This is a genomic window from Flavobacterium sp. OHVDL-2026-0007 (genome assembly GCF_059882335.1).
Genome location: NZ_CM187612.1, coordinates 514,551 through 530,131, shown reverse-complemented (window position 1 = coordinate 530,131; position 15,581 = coordinate 514,551). Strand labels below are relative to the sequence as shown.

Annotated in this window: 10 protein-coding genes; 2 read left to right on the top strand and 8 right to left on the bottom strand. The window is 35.4% G+C overall.

From position 1 onward, the window contains the following. Window positions 1-18: 18 nt before the first annotated feature. The 6 genes from xseB to AC51AA_RS02140 form a co-directional block, all read right to left on the bottom strand. Complete coding sequence (gene xseB, locus AC51AA_RS02165; protein WP_500704107.1) at window positions 19-231, bottom strand: exodeoxyribonuclease VII small subunit; 213 nt, start codon at window positions 229-231, stop codon at window positions 19-21. After that, window positions 203-1,645: an exodeoxyribonuclease VII large subunit gene (gene xseA, locus AC51AA_RS02160; RefSeq protein ID WP_500704106.1), complete on the bottom strand. Its 1,443-nt coding sequence runs from the start codon at window positions 1,643-1,645 to the stop codon at window positions 203-205. The genes xseB and xseA overlap by 29 nt, the downstream gene beginning before the upstream one ends. A gap of 196 nt (window positions 1,646-1,841) precedes the next feature. Then, window positions 1,842-3,998, bottom strand: coding sequence for an alpha-N-acetylglucosaminidase (locus AC51AA_RS02155; protein ID WP_500704105.1), 2,157 nt, complete (start codon window positions 3,996-3,998; stop codon window positions 1,842-1,844). A gap of 167 nt (window positions 3,999-4,165) precedes the next feature. Further along, complete coding sequence (locus AC51AA_RS02150) at window positions 4,166-5,602, bottom strand: glycoside hydrolase family 30 protein (RefSeq protein ID WP_500704104.1); 1,437 nt, start codon at window positions 5,600-5,602, stop codon at window positions 4,166-4,168. A 224-nt stretch (window positions 5,603-5,826) separates the two neighbouring features. Next, window positions 5,827-7,146: an alpha-L-fucosidase gene (locus AC51AA_RS02145; RefSeq protein WP_500704103.1), complete on the bottom strand. Its 1,320-nt coding sequence runs from the start codon at window positions 7,144-7,146 to the stop codon at window positions 5,827-5,829. A gap of 584 nt (window positions 7,147-7,730) precedes the next feature. Beyond that, on the bottom strand, window positions 7,731-8,258 hold the full coding sequence (locus tag AC51AA_RS02140; protein ID WP_500704102.1) for a hypothetical protein: 528 nt from the start codon (window positions 8,256-8,258) through the stop codon (window positions 7,731-7,733). Window positions 8,259-8,978: 720 nt separating this feature from the next. On the opposite strand from AC51AA_RS02140, the gene AC51AA_RS02135 reads away from it, so the two are divergent. Further along, window positions 8,979-9,809 (top strand): ATP cone domain-containing protein, encoded by an 831-nt coding sequence (locus AC51AA_RS02135; RefSeq protein ID WP_500704101.1) that lies wholly within the window; start codon window positions 8,979-8,981, stop codon window positions 9,807-9,809. A gap of 1 nt (window position 9,810) precedes the next feature. Continuing rightward, window positions 9,811-11,166, top strand: a complete 1,356-nt coding sequence (locus tag AC51AA_RS02130) for an MBL fold metallo-hydrolase (RefSeq protein ID WP_500704100.1) — start codon at window positions 9,811-9,813, stop codon at window positions 11,164-11,166. Between the two features lie 95 nt (window positions 11,167-11,261). Here the strand turns inward: AC51AA_RS02130 and AC51AA_RS02125 are convergent, their stop codons facing one another. Both AC51AA_RS02125 and AC51AA_RS02120 read right to left on the bottom strand, forming a co-directional pair. Continuing rightward, a complete protein-coding gene (locus tag AC51AA_RS02125; RefSeq protein WP_500704099.1) occupies window positions 11,262-14,054 on the bottom strand; it encodes an outer membrane beta-barrel protein in 2,793 nt (930 codons plus the stop codon). 1,076 nt (window positions 14,055-15,130) lie between these two features. Next, complete coding sequence (locus AC51AA_RS02120; RefSeq protein ID WP_500704098.1) at window positions 15,131-15,580, bottom strand: RES family NAD+ phosphorylase; 450 nt, start codon at window positions 15,578-15,580, stop codon at window positions 15,131-15,133. Window position 15,581: the final 1 nt, after the last annotated feature.

Below are 15,581 nucleotides of genomic sequence, written 5' to 3'. Positions count from 1 at the left end.
GTCAATTACATCATTTGATTATTGATTGGAATTTTCCATGTGCGCAATGATTTTATTTACCTCCGATTCCGTTGATTTAAGCTTTGTCTGGCAGAAGGTTATTAACTCTGCCGCTCTTTTTACTTTGACCGCTAGTACATCAACAGAGATGGTTTCATTTTCAATTTCAGATGCAATTGCTGCTAATTCTTTATAAGCCTCTTCATAGGTTATGGTTATTTTCTTTTCCATCGTATTTTGTTTTTTGTTTAACGGTTGATTTAATAATTGTATTAGCAAGTAGGATCTCAATATCCTTTCCTATTTCTAAGTCATCAGGATTGCTTGTAATTTCATTATTGACTTTTATAATCGCATACCCCTTCTTCAATATATTTTCAGGAGACATCATTTTGATTATGGAAACATAATGCCCTAACTCTCCTTTTTTATTCTTTTGATAAAGGGTACTGAATGTTTTTAAATTTTGGATCGTATTTTTTATATCATTGATCCGGTTGTATAAAATAATTTTAGGCTTAGAGAGTATCTGTGAACCGGTTTGTACCAGCAGCTTGTGATTATTAAAAAGGATGGACTTCGAACTGTTAATTGTAATTTGATTTACAGCAACAATTTCATCTTTTCTTTGAGCGATTATATCTCTAGTGTTATTTACAATAGCACCGTTCAAATACCCCAGCAATTGAAAATTATGTAAAAATAATTGTTGTGATTTAATGACAATTGTTTTTTGAAAAGAAAGAATATTTTGCTCAAAACTTCTGTTATGCGCTATAATAAACTCGGCCACTTTGGTTGGCGTTTTGGTTTGCGTATGAGCCATTAAATCTACAATACTGGTATTTTTCTGGTGGCCAATACCCGTTATGATGGGAATTGGAAATTTGGCAACAGCTCTTCCTATTTCATAATCATCAAACATTAGAAAATCGGTCTGAGCTCCTCCACCTCTAGTGATCACTACTGCATCATATTGGACTTCGGAGTTATAAATTTCAATAAGTTTATTCAAAAATAATTTGGCATTATTCTCACCCTGCACTATGGTATTATAATCGTCTATGAAAAATTGATAACCAAAATCATTCGCTTTAAGGGTATGTTTAAAATCTTCACTTCCGGCAGAGTTTACCGAGGACAACAAGGCAATTCTCTGAATTACCGCATTTAGCTTTAACCCACTATTTCTAGTTTGATAACCATCTCCTACCTTTTCTATGTACTCATTTTGAGCTACCAATCGGCGAAGGGTTTCATTTCTTCTCTGCTCTAAGACACCGATCGTAAAATTGGGGTCTACATCAATTAAAACAACAGATAGACCATACAGCGGATGGTATTCAACAGCTACTTGTGCTAAAACATTAATATTATTAGTGAATTTTTGACCTGTATTCATTTCAAAATTGGAAATAGCTGTAGAACCATTTCCCCATGCCTTGCCGGATATTTTGGCAATTATATTATTGGAATGACTATCCTTTTCAACCAAATCAAAATTATGATATCTTTTATCTACTTTATAGGAATGGTTGGTCACATCAGCTATTATCCAATAGGTAATACTGTCGAACTTATTTTTAATCGTCTCCAATATAAGACTGCTAAGTTCTGAGAGTTTAAAGTGTTTTTTTGTTTCCAACAATTTTATAAGGTAGGTACGTTTTAGCTTTTTTCTTAGATTTTTCTTCTCTAAAAATAAAAGGACTGTAAACTTACAAAAAAAGTAAAATCCGATCGCTGCTTTAAACCTTATTTTTTCGCATCAAGCCTTTGCCCTCGCCTGGTGTCCACAAAATAACAGCTCCTGATTCGCCTATAGACAATACAGCAGTCTCTTAAATTTGCTGAGATAAAATAGTATCTATTAACTCGTCTTGCTGCTTCGGCCCTAATACTTTTGGCAAAAACAAATCTTTCGTCTCTGTCCACTGCTTTTCCATACTAAAATAATTTGGCGCAACGGCTGCTTGATTCTTGAGTAGCTGTAGCTGTTCTGTTGTAAATGATTTCCATCTATCCAGATATAAAGACCCTAATAAGCCTCCCCATTCTTTGTGGGCGTATTCATGTAAAGCTGTTTTCGGATCAATAGGTCCCCAAAAGGTAATTTGCTGTTTAGCATTTCGCAAGGCTACTTCCTTATCTACTGCTGAATTTCCAAAATCATGGGCCTGTTTCAACCAAGTATAGAGCGAAAATCGAGTATTACAATTCAATAAAGCATCCTGCTGAATAATCATTTTTTGAAACTGATTAGAAGCGCCTACAAAAGCATTCACCTCTTTGGCCCTAATCGCGTCAATCATTTTCTGATAAACTAGATCGCCATTATTGGCTTGCACTTGTCTTACGAAATCAATTTTATCCACCTGATAGGTTTCACTTTGTTCAAATTCTTTCGAGACTGAGCAAAAAAGTTGGACTGCTTTCGCAAATTTTTGGATATCATAATTTCTTTTTCGGGTTCCCCAAGACGAAACAGTTTCTATTTTAAGTGAAGGTCTGGCACAAAAAATAGATTCCGAGGGGCCTTCTTGATAAATTTCTGGACTGCTGTAGGCTGTTTCTAAAAATACTTGCCAAGCCTTTTGCAATGTCTCATTACTTTTACCGTAACGATATTTTACATAATCTTTTATCCACTCCTTAGCTTCTACTTTATCCTTATGCCAACCTATCTCCAGCATGAAATCATAGGCTACTGGATTGTTGTTGATCCCTTCTGGTATGATCCCAATCCCTTTCAAAAAAGTACCATAAGGACTGTTTTTAGCTCTATGTACTTCATTGGCGAAACGTTGTAATTTACCATACAACCCTACTTTTTCTCCAAAATTACTCACATTACTCCAAACAAAAGGAGTACCATCGTATCCCTTGCGTTCTTCCCAATTAGCTGTATTCTCACCAAATAGTTCAATTACCAACGTTTTGGATTTGTCCAATCCATCCAATAATCCCTTGGAAGGATTCTGCTGCCACCCTTGAAGTACCCACGTACTGCCAGGAAAGTATTGGTTCATTTGTTGCTGAATTTCTCTGGCAGAAGCGGAAAGATCGGCTCCTTTTGAACTTCCCCCTTCGTGAAAAGGATCCCCTCCAAAGAAATGAAGATCATTCCCATAGAGTTTTTTCATTTCCGTATAATAAACGCCTGCTATTTTCTTAAACATCGGATCAGCAGGCAATAAAAAATCAGGTCTCTGAAAACCTTCAGACACCCATTTGCCTTGATCGATAACATCCACTTTCATTTTGTTTTTCAAAGTAGTGGGAACCATTCCATAAAATCCTTGCATTACGGGTTGAATTCCAAGTTCTTTCATACGCCCCAGAATCTTTTTTTCTAATGTGGCTTGTTGGTCAATCATCGTTTGTGAGATCGGGCCTCCCCAGCCTTCAATATTTCCCATCAACCACCAAGCATCAAAAGCAGGCCCTGGTATAAAGTCCGACACCTCTTTTTTAGTAAATCCCAATTGGTTCATGGTGTTTTGCCAAACCGCTTCCATTCCTACAGGAGCTAACATCAGATTCACTCCATTTAGCGCCATCCAATCTAATTCACGCTCCCAATCTTTCCATGTATAGAAACTCATCGTATAACTGATGGTACAATAGTTTAACGCATATCGAACAGGAAAAGCAGATGTAATCCTTACTTTTTTATTTACTTCTGGTAATTTTTCAACCGCTGCAAGATTGTCTCCCATATGTGACATATTGCGGTGACAATAATATTTCAGATACCAGTTTAATCCAGAGGAAGCTGTGTTGGCATCTGTTGCGGCAATATATACTTTGTTATTTTTAGTAGATAATTCAAAGACATCTTTGTCGTCTTCTTTTGGTATGGCCGAAAAAATCAGTTTTTTTGATAACCACGGCGTACGTCTCTGTGCTAACTCATTTACAGCCTTGAAAGTCTGTGCATTTGCTGAAAAAACAGCTCCAGCCACCAATAGTAGTATTGCAAAATTTTTAATATTCATGAAATCTCTTTATATACTTTTATTTAAAAAACTATTCTCCCTGATTTGTCAACCTCTCTTCAAATATAACTAAAATTGCTAACCAAAAATTACCATACATTAACCAATTTGACGCTCCAACAACAGGTACAATTAAAACAAAGAGAATACATATCTGCTTATTGATTTTACTTAATACTAAGTGTGCTGAATGAATTAGCCTTTAAATCCACCAAATAGGATTGTTTATCTACTTGTATTTTTAGCTGTTTATCCACATTTAAACGGTTAGCCAAAACAATTGCTACACTTTTATCCAGATTAATAAATGCCAAAACCTCACTATTTGTACCGCCAGTTTTAATCTTCTTCGCTCCCGGTTTAACGAAATGACTCACATGTTTCATTAAATAATATTCCGGTGTATAAAAGAATGACTGCGTCACACTATCCACCACTACCAAAGAATTTTGAGCCCATCCCCAACGGCTGATTCCTCCTTTAAGTAAAGAAGTATTCCAATATTCATAGACCGAAACACCATTATTCAAGTATTGTTTCATCAAATCCCAAGAATGAAGTGTACCTGCCCAGTTATTGGCGCCATCACCACACTCTTGTTCTGATTGATACAATTTAAGATTAGGATATTTTTCATTAATAAAAGGCAATGCCTCCTTGCCAGCCCACTGAAAACCGACACCTTTAATATACTGACGGCTTTTTGAGTCCTTTAAAATCGTTTCTACCAAAGTCGGATCAGGACGTTCCATCGTACCTAATAACACGTCCACCCCTTTTTTACTCATCGCCGGACCTAGATAACGACCTATAAAAGTAGATAATCCTTTGGGGGTCCAACAACAACTTGGAAAAACCTGAGGTGAATTAAATTCGTTTTGCGGCATTACAGCGAATATTTTAATGCCCTGAGCTTTATAAGCATCAATAAATTTAGAAAAATATAACGCGTAAGCTTTCAAATATTGATCTTGTTGAATAAACATATCTGTTCCCTCTTTACCTTGTCGTTCAACTGGCAGTCCATTGTTGTATTGGGTATTCACTTCCTTCTTAAGCGAAACTGAGGCATAATGTTTATTGGTCTTCATCCAGGAAGGAGGACTCCAAGGTGATGCCCAAATTTTAAGATTTGGATTTACTTGTTGTGCACTTTTTATAAAAGGAATTAAAGTTCTGGTATCATTCTCTATTGAAAAATTTTCCATATTGAAATCACCTGCTTTTTCATTGTAAGAATACCAATCTAAAGAGAAATCATTTGCTCCCAAAGGCATCCTGCAGATGGTAAAATTGGCTCCGACACCAGGAGCAAAAAGCTCATTGAATATTGCCTTTCGGTCCCTATCATTAAGTTCAGAGAGCGATGTCCATCCTTGTTCATTAAAACAAGTACCAAAACCATTAATGGTTTGCTGCGTATTTTTTGTATCAATAGTAATTGCGACATCGATAGTGTTGTTACTACTATTCACTGAAGGTTGGTATACCCAAGGGGCCTTTTGAGTTGACGTCACTAAAGTTGCTTTTCTTTTTACCAAACTACTTGGAGTCCCCATCGCAAATCCGAGTCCAATCAAGAGCGCTAATACTATCTTCCTCATATGCGTCTTATTTTTTATGATTATTCATTTGTGTTCTTTCCGCCTTTCCAGCAAAAACATAGTACTACTGGGTTCAATCTTTCGTCTCTTTCTTGGTATACCAAACAACCCCCGCTTATGGTTCCCTTATTGGACACAAAATTCATCAAACCCATTGAGTACTAATTATCATAGATTCATCATTAGTGTTTTTTTTACCGTTTTTTCGATAATAAGAACACTGCTTATTTCTGCAATTTAACTTTCAATACAGTAATGTACTGTCCTAAGTCCTTCCCAGGAATGACTGTCGATAATGCATCACCGGATTTACTAAATTTCAATTGGCTATTGTTGGATAGCACTTTTACAGATACAACCTTATCCGTTAATCCTTTCAATACCACTGGTTGGGTAGATTTAGAGTCAACGAACAAATAAAGATTGCCTCCATCTTTTGAGATTGTCGAATACCCCTGATAGTTCTCTTTTGACAAGCCTTTTTTGTTTCCATAAACAGCTTCCCCGTTTTTGTCCAACCACTTCCCTATTTCTGCCAGACGTTCAACGCTTTCTGCAGGTATTTCTCCTAGAGCTGTTGGGCCAACGTTTAGTAAATAATTTCCCCCTTTACCCACAATTTCAGTAATGTTGTGAATAAGCATATCTGCCGATTTCCAATTATGATCATCCTGCTTAAAGCCCCACGATTTATTCATGGTCATACATGATTCCCAATCTAGGTCACTGGCTTTCCCTAAAATCTCTTGCTCAGGAGTTCCAAAATCCCCTACAGCATCCTCAGTTTTATTCATGCCTTGCATTCCGCTGCGTCCCTTTCCTACTCGATTATTGACAATTAGATTGGGATCCAAATTCCTTAAAAAGTTATACAAGTCTTTTCCCTGATCCTCAGTCCATTTATCAGTCCATTCCCCATCGAACCACATAACACCTGGATGATAGTTGTTGATAATTTCAGCCAATTGCGGTTTAAGAAATTCTTCTCTGTATTTAACCCAGTCAGTTGGATTCTTCCCGTTAGCATCCGGATGATGCCAATCCATAATAGAATGATAAGTACAAAAACGGATTCCTTGCTTTTTACACTCAGCACTCAACTCTTTTAAAATGTCACGTTTAAAAGGCGTGGCTTTTGTCATCGTATAATCCGATACCTTGGAGTCCCACAAAGAAAAACCATCATGGTGTTTCGAAGTTATAACAATATACTTTACACCTGCTTTTTTAGCGATGGACACCCATTTTTTAGCATCAAACTTAACCGGATCAAACACATCCGCAAACTTCTCGTACTCCGAAACTGGTATTTTCTCGTCATTCATAATCCATTCTGCGCACTCCGCTGTGGAAACTTTTCCCTGATAGCGTCCTGCAGGTACCGAGTATAATCCCCAATGGATAAACATACCGAAAGTTCCATCTTTCCACCATTCCATTCGTTTGTCTTTATCGACTTTACTTTCTTTTAAAAAGTCCTTTTGCGCTATTGCCTGCGAGCTGATTAAAACCGCTATTAATAAGGTAATAAGTTTTGCTTTCATGTTCTGTTGGTTTTTTGGTTTTTTTATAAATTAGAATACTAACCACGCTTTTGCCTATACTTGATTGAAATCTCTCCCTTTGTTTTCTAAATCAACTACTCTTCAAAGCATTTTACTGCACTACCAAATTCATAATTATTTTATTAAATTAACTCAGTTTTGCAAATTGAAAATTAGAATAACCAAACTATATTTAATAATTCAATATTATCTTTATCTACTTAATAATTGCCATTATGCAAAATCAATACAAACCGAGTTGGATATAAGAAACAGCTCACCCACTTGTCTAGTCCCTTAAAATAGACATAGGCAGAAAAGAATAGGCGATAGAAGAAACCGAACAAAGGACCTTTACCCATGCTTTTGGATTAGCACTTAGGGCAATCAAAAAAATAGAAGAATAAAAAAAATCAATCAAGAAAAGATTGATCAAATACTTCAAAAGTTTGCACATACCACGTCGTTTCCAAATCAAAGAGATTTGGTTAAAATCCCCCCTTAATAAGAAAGAGAAATACGGTTATCTATAACGCTAAATTTAGATACTTAATAACGTCTAATCAAATTTGGCACCCTACTATTTATTTTTTAAGATATGTTTTTTTATCGAGAGCATCTCGCAACTGCATCACCACACTAAAAGCAATTAAGAAACTAAAAATACCTAAAATGGCGATCCAAAAATTAGCCGTTTCAGTAGTATGTTTGACCAAATCATTTTTCTTTTCGATAGCCGTCATATTCAATTTCATAATTTGAAAAATATCTTGACGAATTTGACTTTTTAAGAGTTCATCATTCTGGTTTTTCTTCAAAGAATTGAAACGATTCCGTACATTATAGGTTACCTTATCTTCACCGGATTCCGTAATATTCCCTATTTGCTTATTCAGATTAGCTTCAAATACAACGATAGCTTTTTCTTTATCCAAATTAATTTCATCTAGGGAAAGAAGCATGTTTCTTGAGTACTCCAAAGTATTATAATTGGCCTCTAAAATGTTTTTTGTATTTTTTTCAATCGAAAAATTATAATACGCACTTACTAACGAAAGAATAATTATCATTAGAAAAAGCAGACCAATCCTTAAATTTAATTTTGTTTTCATTGCGTAAATTATTAAAATCGTTAAGTTTTCTCTACCCCTACTAATTCATCATGTATAAATCTAACCTTCAATGCGTTAAAACTACAATCTAATTTACAAATCTTAACATTTAAATCCTAATTTGCATGCCTAAACTAGTGTTTTCTCTCCGGCATAACCCATATTCGATAGCATTGTACTATATCCCTATCTAACACAAAACTCCTCTAGCGCAATGAAATGCTTAATCATTGGGTTGAAATAACGCTATCACATAAAATCAAGCCTATAAAACATTGATTATCAAAAACATTTTCCGAAATTTGTTAGTACAATGATTTGTTTTCACCAGAAAAACCGTCCATTTTCAAAAAGTTATTAAAAATAAAAGCAATGGAATCAGCACAATCAAAAGAAAGAAGATTACCTCCATTGTTTTACAAACAGACTACCTAAATCGTAACCAGGCTTGTATAAGTTTAAAATAAATCTGTTTCTATTGTTTACGCCCTGACCGATTTTGCCTACTAACAAAGAATCAACCAATTAAGATTGGTGTTTGTAACAAAAAAGGACTATTACTATGTAATCCATAAATAGAAATCCTAGCGTACTGATGAACTGAATTGTAATGATCAAATGCCAAAAGCAAGTTTTATTGTTACATACAACAAGTATAATTCAACATCAACTGATCCAAATCAAGTAAACCAGATCAGTTGACATAACCTATTGTCAATTATGAAAATAACGAAGCATTCAGGCCACAAAGTACCTTTCGATAAAAGAAAACTAAGACTGTCTCTTGAAAAATCGGGAGCCACTGCAGATCTTATAAATGAATCCTTGGCTGAAATAGAAAAGCGCATGTATGATGGTATTACCACCAAAGAAATATACAAACTGGCTTTTTCTACTTTAAAAAAAGGATCGAAGGGACATGCAGCACGCTACAATATTAGATTGGCATTACAAATGCTTGGACCAGCAGGATTTTACTTTGAAAAATTCATCGCCAGATTATTTGAAGCAGATGGATTTAGCACCAAAACTAACTTAACCCTGCAGGGAAGATGTGTATCACATGAAGTTGATATTGCTATTCTAAAGGATGATATGATAGCCATGGTGGAATGTAAATTTCATGGTAGTAGAGATGGCTCTTCAGATGTAAAAGTTCCCATGTACATTCTCTCTCGTTTTAATGATCTTAAAGCAAGGCAGCACACTATTTTTTCCAATAGTGAAATCATTAGTTCCTGCATTATTGTAACCAACAACCGATTTACAAAAGATGCCCAAGATTTTGCTACTTGCAGCGGACTCTCACTCTTAAGTTGGGATTATCCCCAATACAACAACATTAAGGACAAAATAGACAAAGGAGCCCTATATCCAATCACCTGTCTCACTACTTTATCTATGGTTGAAAAAGAGCAATTGCTTATGCTGGACCAAATACTGGTAAAAGATCTTACTGACAATTCACAAAGCCTTTATCAAATTGGACTTAGTGAAAACCGGATCAAAAATGTATTGCGCGAAGCCTCACAAATTTGTAAACTTATTTAAGATGAAAATTAAATTTATAGGAGGTGCAGGAACTGTTACCGGTTCAAAAACCCTCATAGAAAGCAACGACACTAGAATACTAATTGATTGTGGACTTTTTCAAGGTATTAAATCCCTAAGAGAATACAACTGGGACCCCTTACCCATTTTACCCTCCACCATAGATTGTGTCCTACTGACCCATGGTCACCTAGACCACTGTGGTTGGCTACCTCGCCTTATAGATCAAGGCTTTACTGGGAAAATATATTGCACGAGTCCGACCAAGTCCATTGCTAAATTAGTCCTGTTAGACAGTGCTAAAATTCAAGAAGAGGAAGCTAGTAAAGCCAACGAGGAACAGTATTCCAAACATGAGCACCCAGAACCACTCTACACGGTAGAGCAAGCTCAAAACGTTTTTCCTTTTTTCAAAGACATACCACCAAAGAAATCTATAGAGGTTGCCCCAGATATCTCCGCCGTTTTTGAAACGGCAGGGCATATCATAGGTGCCTGTACCATTACCGTGACTCTTGAAGGCAAAACTTTGGTTTTCTCTGGTGACATCGGTCGAGATGATGATGTTTTGATGTTTCCTCCAACAAAACCTACTAAGGGTGATTATCTCTTTCTGGAGAGCACCTATGGAGATCGATTACATCCTGATCTAGATGTAAAGCAAGAACTAGCGAAACTTATCAATACCACTATAGAGCAGAAAGGAACGGTAATCATTCCGGGATTTGCGGTAGAGCGTGCGCAATCGATCATGTTTTTAATATGGCAACTTAAAAAAGAAGGGAGAATTCCCAATATTCCATATATATTGGATACACCAATGGGCGCTAATGCCTTGCACGTATTTTTAGAAAATTTACAATGGCATAAACTCTCGGTTAATGACTGTCATGAAATGTGTAGCATGTTTAGCATTGTCTCTGAGTACGATGAAACCGTCCGAATTATTGGAGATCCACAACCCAAAGTAATCATTGCAGCTAGTGGTATGGTGACCGGAGGACGTGTACTATCGTACTTTGAACATTATATTGGCATTAAAAATACGACGGTCATATTTGTAGGTTATCAAGCCGAAGGTACACGTGGAAGAAAACTCTTAGAAGGTACTGATGCCATAAAAATATATGGAAAATATTATAATGTAAAGGCCAACATTTTTCAAATAGAAGGACTCTCCGCTCATGGGGATCAACAAGACCTACTGAACTGGCTTTCTGCCCTTGAAAATGCTCCAAAATGCGTTTATTTAGTACATGGGGAAAACCTACCAGCTGACGAATTGCGAATTAAAATTCAAAACACCTACGGCTTTAAATGCCGTGTTCCCTTAATGGGAAGTGAAATCGAAATTTAATCGTTCTTTTTAGCTTATTCTAAAATAAATGATAACAAAATAGGGTTTAACTTTAATGAAAAGTCAAACCCTATTTATTTTAGTAAAGAACCTATTTATTTCACCTCTACTGGTTCTAGTTTAGTTCCAAATTTCTTGAATTTGAACGTCACTGAAAACATAGCATAGCGCTTTAAAACAGTGTTTTGAGCATCCACTATCGAGGTTGCTGTTATGGTACGCGTAGCGCTTTGGTTTTGGTCTAGAATATCATAAACTTTGCATTTGAAAATCCAGGTATCCTCTTTGGTTTTATACGACAAACTAGTGTTCCATAGATAAAAATCCTTTTTGAAACCTCCCGATATATTCGAGTTGTAATTATAGCTAAAATCATTTCCAAACACCCATTGTTTGTAAATGTAATTGGTCGCCTCTAACTTAATATTGTGTTCCCTGTTTGAAGTCTCTTCTATTCTATAATTGCTATAATCCGTTTTTCTGTAGGCAAAAGTATAAGAAGGACGAAGCGTGAAAAATGTTCCATAATCATAGGAGAAAGAAACTGTTGGAGATAAACTTTTTATTTGAGCTGTAAACAATTCTGCATTGGTAAATCCTTTTTGATAATCAAAGCCTCCATTAAGTCTAAATGAATATTTGTAAGTATTGCTTTCTTTCTTCACTGTCTTATCCCAGTTACTGCCAAGGTTAACATTGTAATTTCCTGAAATATTAACATAAGTTGTTTTTTGCTTTCCATTTTCATCATAAACGGTACTAGAAGCAATGTCACGGTCCCTATAGTTTACATTTGAAAAGATCGAAAGGTTTGTTTGGTTTGCCGTATTACGACTTCCAAAATTAATATTGGCATAGTGGTTTTTTCCTATCTCCAAATCACTATTTCCTATCACCGTATTTAAGGGATTAGCCAGATTTTCTACAGGCAAAATCTGAGCAGCAGTAGGTAAAGTATAATTTCGAGAATAGTATCCATAAAAGTTTTTTGTTTTCTGGAAAGTATAGTTCAAGTTGATATTTGCTTCTGGAAGACCAAAGTTTCTGGTTAAATTAGTGTTCTTATTTAAATAATTAGAATGATAATCAGCCTGAAGAAAATAAGTTCCTACCGACAGATACATCCAAAGATTCTTTTTACGCACCATCAATCCAGCAAAGGGAGAAACGCGGTTTGATTTCGAATCAAAATGATTAGACAACAGGTCATTTTTATCCGAATACCTATCCGTTGCCGTATCAAAATCAAAAGTATTGATCTCTTCTTTGCTCTTATTGAAACTTGTCCTAACCCCAACCATTAACGACAAAGAATCGCTTACAGGTTCCGAAAATTGCGCATTGAAACCGATATTATCACTTGTTCTTTTCGAAAGCACATTTTGGTTTCGGATATCATCAGGTGTTGTGTCTTGAAAAAATAAGGTTTGTGAATTGTTGATGGAATTACCGTCAGATTTCGAGTTACTATTGTTCATGCCAACATTAAGATATCGTCCTTTTTTCTTGAATCCTTTGTAAAGGCCCATCCAGTTATTAAAATTTCCTGAATCAGTAGAAGAACTTGTTTTATTACTGTTCTCATTCAGCAAATTATTGTTATCATCTCGTGCAGTCCCCTCATAGCTAGCATTACTAGTACCAGTTGATTTTGCAAAACTAGGATTCATGTAAATTGTGGTCTTGTCATTGACCTTATACTCAAATTCCGTTGCCACATTATGCGATTCTGTCTCTTGATTACTTTTGCTCTCTGAAGTGGTGAAAATGTTTCCTGTTGGCAAAAAATCTGACCTAGAGGTTCTATTGCTATTTTCATTGTTCAAATTCTTATAATTATAAGAGGTATGCGTATTCAAATTTTTTATCCATTCGTCATCATAGTTCACCCCAAAGGTAGTCGAACGAGTAATCCCCGATGGAGGAGCATTATTACCATAACTACCGCTATATCTCATACCCCCATTATTTCGACCTCCTCCCATATTGTCAAAAACATCATCCATCGAAAATCCAGTTGCATTGATATTGTTCGATGATGCAATAGCCGTAATACGTCGCTTGTTTTTGAAGTAACTACCAATTCCGCTAGTTTCATAACGGTCATCAGTACCGTAGCCCCCCATGAATTTTCCGAAAATTCCTTTGTTTTTATCTTCCGCCAAAGTTAAGTTGATTGTCGCAGTATTCGAAGTTGACGCTTGTTTACTCATTTCTTCTTCCTTGGTTTTGGTATTGGAAACCTGCACTTTCTTAATCATATCCGCTGATAGATTTTGAAGTGCTATTTTTCCGTCTTCGCTAAAAAACGGTTTCCCATTAACCAAAATCTTATCTACTTCTTTTCCATTGATGGTAATTTTCTTATTCTCATCAATAGACGCACCTGGCAACTGTCGAATTAAAGCCTCCACATTCGCATCAGGGCGAACTTTAAACGATTTTGCATTAAATTCCAAAGTATCTTTCTTGATTCTAACCGGCGGTGCTTCGCTTTTAATCACCACTTCCGAAAGTACTATTTCTTCTTTCAAAAGAGAAAAAACACCAAAGTCCTTGCTTTCGCCAAGAGCGTTTTCTTTGATTTTATGCGTTTTATAACCTAAAGCATCTGTTTTCAAAAAGAAAGGAACGCCAATCTTTTTAATTTCGAACTTAAAAATTCCACTTTTATCGGTAACGGTATAATCTATAATGGTGGAATCTTTAACTGTCGTAATATAGACTGTTGCTTCCTCTATTGGTCTTGACGTTTCTTTGTCAATAAGTTTTCCCTTAATGGTTATTTTACTTTGCGCATTTCCCAAAAGGCTAAAAAAGCAAAACATAAGCAAAAGATAGACTTTACTGCTGGTTGTAAACTTCATAAATGTAATTGTTCTATTCATAAAAATTGTTTCAAAATTTAATTGACGCTCGTTAATTAGTTAGTTTTTTTGGTTTATAATCGCATTATACATCACTGCATTACACGCGTTTAACTTTAAAACATAGAAAATCATCCAATGCTTTAATGCTGAAAAAAAATAGGGAAATACGATAGGGGCTTACCGATACACAGCACAGACAGTCGCCTATTTATAACTAAGAGAACTTACCTATAAAGAGCACTATACCATGGCTACGTAACAGCTGTTTTTTGGTAGACATCACTGATCGATCACATCAAAAATTTTACTTTTTCTAATGAGATCTCTTTCGAAGGAACTTACGTGGATACGAGTCTCTTCTTTTCTTTTAAAATCTTTGGGTAAATACAACAAAATCTGTTGGTTGGCATCTTCAATCATTAATTGCTTTTTTCATTAAAAAATAATCATTTTTTTTCTGCAATAAAACGACATTGTCTCTCACCTAACTTCGACGTTTGTTATTATAGAATACCTGCTTGCGCTCTTTTTTATCCTTATTCACAAGGGAATAATTTAAGTTATTTCGCACAATCGAAATTATTTCAAGCATTCATAAAAAAGAATGGACAATTCAATTATTATGATGGATTATCTTATTATTTCTTATTTAACTAAATCTGTCGTATTGACACAGTTTTCCATCACTAACATCATAAAATAGTTGTTATAATAGACCGCCTTACATTTTCCCAAAGTTAAAGCCATTCTACTGTACTTTTAATTAACGACTAAGACTGATCTACGACAAACACCACTTATTACTCCGAGTTTGAGCATATGATTTTCTTTTATGCGCCCTGCCAATAATCAATGATATAGGAACTGGGACAGGCACATAATTAAATTTAAATATTACATACAGGTTATAATACTACTTTTACCAGTCAAAGAAACGCTTACTGTAAAACTTAAGCAAGATTCTCCCTGTTTTTTATAGCGGATATTGATTACATTGATCTAATTACAGGACCAAATACAGTACGTAAGATTATTTTGGATTGAACCACTGATCAAATATGTCTTTGGATTATCCATCTTTACGTATTTGTTCTTTACAAAAGCCTAGCGTCCCAAATATAATCTTCTTGTTCTACCAATAAAACTTTTGAGAAGAATAAAGGATGCCTAGTATTTATTACAAAATTACTCTCCTGGGGAATTAGTGCTGAGGGCACTTTCAAAACTAAACTTTCTTTCTCTTGATACCACTTCGACCCTAATTCCTGAAGAACACTATAAGCAGCCTCCGTTCTCCAATTGCTAGGCAAGTCACTTCCTACCTCTTTTATTAATTCGGGTTCATCTGCAATAGAAATCACCATTAGTTTATATGGAATTGTAATTTTTATTGCTGCTCTATGAACAACAAGTTCAAGGGTAGACAGAGAACGACTGCCACCAGTATATATTACATATTCATTTTCTTTATTCCACCTATTTTCTGCTCCTGATGCAGTCAATTCTTTCAAATATTTAGTGCTACTTATTCTATATACATTCATA

Excerpts from the sequence above, each read along its gene's own strand:
- AC51AA_RS02125 (WP_500704099.1), bottom strand. The coding sequence starts at position 14,054 with ATGAATAGAACAATTACATTTATGAAGTTTACAACCAGCAGTAAAGTC.
- xseB (WP_500704107.1), bottom strand. The coding sequence starts at position 231 with ATGGAAAAGAAAATAACCATAACCTATGAAGAGGCTTATAAAGAATTA.
- AC51AA_RS02155 (WP_500704105.1), bottom strand. The coding sequence starts at position 3,998 with ATGAATATTAAAAATTTTGCAATACTACTATTGGTGGCTGGAGCTGTT.
- AC51AA_RS02130 (WP_500704100.1), top strand. The coding sequence starts at position 9,811 with ATGAAAATTAAATTTATAGGAGGTGCAGGAACTGTTACCGGTTCAAAA.
- AC51AA_RS02150 (WP_500704104.1), bottom strand. The coding sequence starts at position 5,602 with ATGAGGAAGATAGTATTAGCGCTCTTGATTGGACTCGGATTTGCGATG.
- AC51AA_RS02140 (WP_500704102.1), bottom strand. The coding sequence starts at position 8,258 with ATGAAAACAAAATTAAATTTAAGGATTGGTCTGCTTTTTCTAATGATA.
- AC51AA_RS02135 (WP_500704101.1), top strand. The coding sequence starts at position 8,979 with ATGAAAATAACGAAGCATTCAGGCCACAAAGTACCTTTCGATAAAAGA.
- AC51AA_RS02120 (WP_500704098.1), bottom strand. The coding sequence starts at position 15,580 with ATGAATGTATATAGAATAAGTAGCACTAAATATTTGAAAGAATTGACT.
- AC51AA_RS02145 (WP_500704103.1), bottom strand. The coding sequence starts at position 7,146 with ATGAAAGCAAAACTTATTACCTTATTAATAGCGGTTTTAATCAGCTCG.